Origin of the sequence: Paraburkholderia sp. BR14320, from assembly GCF_040948665.1 — a bacterium.
Lineage (GTDB): Bacteria > Pseudomonadota > Gammaproteobacteria > Burkholderiales > Burkholderiaceae > Paraburkholderia > Paraburkholderia youngii.
In genome coordinates this window covers 1-263 of record NZ_JBFPKG010000333.1, presented here as the reverse complement: position 1 = coordinate 263, position 263 = coordinate 1, and the positions used below count along the sequence as shown (strand labels likewise).

Below are 263 nucleotides of genomic sequence, written 5' to 3'. Positions count from 1 at the left end.
TTGGGAACCGACGATGAGCAAGCTGAAAAGCCTGGACGAACTGTTCGCAGGCCGTCACTTTGACCGCGATGTGATCATTCTGTGCGTTCGCTGGTACCTGCGCTACAAGCTTAGCCTGCGCGATCTTGTCGAAATGATGGCAGAACGGGGTCTGTCGCTGGCGCACACGACGATCCTGCGCTGGGTGCGGCGCTTTGCGCCGGAGTTCGTCAAACGGTGGAACCGCTTTAGCAGGCCCACCGGTCAGTCGTGGCGTGTCGATG

Annotated in this window: 1 pseudogene; it reads left to right on the top strand. The window is 59.7% G+C overall.

Annotated features, from left to right (window positions below):
- Positions 1-13 precede the first annotated feature (13 nt).
- A pseudogene (locus AB3X89_RS40535) lies at positions 14-263 on the top strand (IS6 family transposase); the annotation flags it as partial.